The sequence below is a fragment of the Geobacillus sp. ZGt-1 genome (assembly GCF_001026865.1).
Taxonomy (GTDB): Bacteria; Bacillota; Bacilli; order Bacillales; family Anoxybacillaceae; genus Geobacillus; species Geobacillus thermoleovorans.
In genome coordinates this window covers 244,318-248,156 of the sequence record NZ_LDPD01000023.1, presented here as the reverse complement: position 1 = coordinate 248,156, position 3,839 = coordinate 244,318, and the positions used below count along the sequence as shown (strand labels likewise).

The 3,839-nt window shown below is 47.0% G+C and carries 3 protein-coding genes; all 3 read right to left on the bottom strand.

All coding sequences use genetic code 11. From position 1 onward, the window contains the following. Positions 1-101 precede the first annotated feature (101 nt). Genes VU18_RS09955 through VU18_RS09945 form a run of 3 tightly spaced genes read right to left on the bottom strand, consistent with a single transcriptional unit; the run spans position 102 to position 3,675 of the window. Positions 102-761 (bottom strand): hypothetical protein, encoded by a 660-nt coding sequence (locus VU18_RS09955; RefSeq protein ID WP_047758048.1) that lies wholly within the window; start codon positions 759-761, stop codon positions 102-104. Next, positions 758-1,627, bottom strand: a complete 870-nt coding sequence (locus VU18_RS09950; RefSeq protein WP_047758047.1) for an ABC transporter ATP-binding protein — start codon at positions 1,625-1,627, stop codon at positions 758-760. Before VU18_RS09950 ends, VU18_RS09955 begins: the two co-directional genes overlap by 4 nt. After that, on the bottom strand, positions 1,624-3,675 hold the full coding sequence (locus tag VU18_RS09945) for an ABC transporter permease (protein ID WP_033025824.1): 2,052 nt from the start codon (positions 3,673-3,675) through the stop codon (positions 1,624-1,626). The genes VU18_RS09950 and VU18_RS09945 overlap by 4 nt, the downstream gene beginning before the upstream one ends. Positions 3,676-3,839: the final 164 nt, after the last annotated feature.

Here is a 3,839-nt window from a genome sequence, read left to right as displayed (position 1 = left end):
GACGCTGTCGGGCCACCAATTGATCAATTTGTAAGCATAGCCTTTCGTTTGGATGGTAAGCCGTTATTTGCCGCCAAACGTCAATGATCCCCTATCTGCTTTTATTGAGGTTTCCGATCTCCTTTGCTGATCCAGACAATGGTGATGAATGCTGCTAGAAAGATGGACAGCGTTAACATGATGAATTTGTTGATGAGCATCGGTTCCCAAACCGGCGGCTCGAACAAAAAGATATGCGGCCAAGGCATGAACGTTCCTAATGTGGCCACTTCAAGCACCGTATAAATAAAAATGACTGTCAGTGCGATATTGGTGTTTTTTGTAAGAACAAGGGCTGCAGTGCTGAAAAATAGGTAAAAGAACGTCAATAGAATGAAATGAATGAGATTCAAAAAAGACAAAGAAGAAACTCCATATTTCCACATGAATGCCCCGCTTAGCACGACAACCCCAAACAAATGGATGAAAGAATAACGTACGATATCGATCCAAACCCATTGCCTATAGTAAGGGACAAGCGTTTCTTGCGCTCCATCTTCATACAGTTCGCCGAACCGATAGATGAGGCACCAGCCGGAAAACGGGATGAACAGCCCTTGGATGATAATCACATTGTCGTAAATACTTGGCGATTTGCGGGGAACAAACAAAATAAGCAACAGCGATAGGATGAACATCGCCGGTGGAACAAAAAATGCTCCGCCCATTGTCTTGCGGTCAAACACGAATGCGGTTCGCATCCATTCGATGTAAGCTTTCATCTTGGTTCCCCTCTCCTGACAACAGCCAAATAGCCATCGATCAATCGCGGCGCCACCCGTCTCCCCCCTGTTCCCCCGTTTTTGGAAAATACTCGCGCGTGAATGCCATCCTCTTCTTCGAGAAGCTGCACCACTTCTCGCGTTGCGATCAAGTCATCCAATTCTTCGGGGTGTATGCAATATTCCCATACGCAGCCTTCTGCGCGGGACTTCAGCTCAGACGGCGTGCCTTCAAACAACACTTGCCCTTGTTTTAAAACCCCAATTTTGGTGCACAAAAACTCAATGTCTTCCACAATGTGCGAAGAAATGACAATCGTATGCTCGGAACCAAGCTGTTTGAGCAGATGGCGAAAGCGGATTCGCTCTTCAATATCCAAGCCGGCCGTCGGCTCGTCAAACAGCAAGATGGACGGCTTTCGCGTCAATAAATGAGCAATTCCCACCCGTCGCCGCATTCCCCCGGACAGCTCGGACATCTTTTTCGTCTCATGGCCGTTCAAGTTCACTTTTTGAATTGCTTCGGCAACGGTCGCGTGCCGTTCGCCTTTGTCCATCATTCCTTGCAATAAAGCGAGATGGTCAAGCGCTTCTTCGACCGTAATGTTCGGATAGACCATGAAATCTTGCGGCAAATAACCGATCCGTTCATGAGCTTTCACATATTTTCCTTTGGTGCAGCTTCGTTCGTCGATCGCCACCTGCCCTTCATCCATGGGTGTCAAGCCGGCCAATATTTTCATCAATGTCGTCTTGCCGGCTCCGTTCGGTCCGACTAACCCGTAAATCCCTTCCATGCAAAGCGATACGTTCGATAAAATGAGTTGTTTTTTGATTCGTTTCGTGACGCTGGATACATGGATCATGTCTGTCCCTCCTGAACCATGAGGATAAGTTGTATCGCTTTCTCCCAGCTGCCATCTGCTCCTTCCCTCATTTGTTTGTACCATAAAGCCAAAAATTTTTGTTTTTTCTCATCGGATAAGCGTTCATACTCCCCAGACAGCTGTCTCAGCACTTCCTCTGTTTTCCCGTCAGGAGAGTCGACTGACAAAGCCAAATCAAACGTCAAATCTCCTCCGGAATAGGGAAGGGCTAATTGTTGTTGGAACCATCTTGCCAGCAACGCTTGAAACACTTCTTTTTGCATCGATGAATGTGCTCCCCTCCAAAGAAGTCCTTCTGTTATGATTTCCGGCAAATACATCAATGTTCCTTCTTGGGAGCGAAGGGAATATGGCGTATCAATTTGAAGAAGCAAATGATCGCTGCTATATACGCTCCGTTGTTCACCATGGGGAGCGAGCAACACGATGTTCGTCGGCAACTTTGCCTCTTTTAAATCGAACATCTGCACGATGTCATGGTGGATGCGCCGTACATGACGTTCGAAAACCGGCCAATTCCGCTTAAGATTCGGCCAATCGGCGGGGTACACGATCTGCCACGGCCCGATTTTTTCCTTCAAAAACATTCCCGCTACGGCTGTAATGCCGCCGGACACAACTCCTTCGTACGTTCCGTCGCTTCGGCGCGGCAAATTCGTATAAAACGGCGCCGTTCCGTGAAACGACAACGTATAGCGGATCGGATGGCTCGGTTGCATCGATACAGGCACCGGACTGGAATGAACGTTCACAAAGGCAAACGGCGCATGGTCGGCTTTTGTCGGCACCCAGCTGAAATCGCTCGGCAAAAACAAATAGTGCGGTGAAATGGGAATTTGCGCGGAATCGTTCATTTGATACTCAAACGTCCATTCGTCGGTCAAGCGATTGGATGACCGTTTGACCGTGATGACATCCCCCTGTTGAATAAACGGCAGCTGTTTTCCGGTTTGATCGGTGATTTGCTTCAGAGAAAAATGATGATAAAGCACGAACGACAGCGTGTCGCCCCGAATTTGTCGCAAGGTCACTTTCACTTTCGCATGTACACCGTTTTTGGCCTCCAGCTGAATGTCGTACCGTTCAATCGAATAGTGCAATGTGCTCGGTTTGATTGTTGGATCATGAGTTTGATAGTAAACATTTTCTTGAGCCAAATCAGCGTAGCTAAACACCAGTTTGCTTCCTGTGAAAATATGCGGAAACAACCAAGCATCACCCGACAAAAGCAAAGCAACGCCCATGATAATGGCCGCTTTCTCCTTTGTAGTGCGGGCCGTTTTCCAAAGAATGGCCCATACCGCCATCATCGACGCTAGAATCCAAAACAATATTTTCATATACGTCGGAAGGCTGACGCTGTATCCAATGACGTCACGAAATACATCGTCCATATTCAACGGACCGATGTAGAACAAACTACGGATGTCGGAAAAGGGGATGCGATGGAAATAACGGGAAAACAATTGTGTATTCATCGGGCCGATTGCCAGCCAAATGACCATCATCCAGGCAAAGCTTAATCGGTTTTTCCCAAACAATAGAGCAGTGAAAATACCAAGAAAAAAGGCAAATACGAACGGCAATAGCCAATATACGGCAATATACGATGCCGTTTCGGTATACAACGAAGAAAAGGGAAGGCTCCATGTCCGATAAAACTGCCATACGAGCACAACTTGCAGACCGGTGAAGAATGCAAGAAACAACAGGTGATTGGCGAACAAGGCGGCGATTTTCAACGCTGTGATGCGAAGTGAACCGGCAAACAAAAGATTGGCGCCAAATCGGTATTCATCAGAGAACAACTTGTAAAAAAACACCATAAACAGCAGCATTGCCGCTTGGACGATTAACGTCATTTCCCCGACAAAATTTCCATAATCCGTCTTACCAAAGGAATCGTACTGGCGAATGAGAAAGCGCATCATCAGCATGATTAACAAAAATGTGTATGTTCCCATATAGAGAATGCTTTTTCCCATCTGTTTGGCGTAAAACCACGATAGGCGAGTAAACAAAGCCATAAGGGGTCACTCCATTTTCAGCATGGTCGTATCCATCAACGATAAAGGAAAGCAAGCGAATGCCGGTGTGATGGAGCCGTGTTGACATTCGCTTGCTTGTTGAATGAAGCGTGCAAACTTAATTCACGGTCACTTTTGCTTCGCCGTGAACTACCCCCACTTAA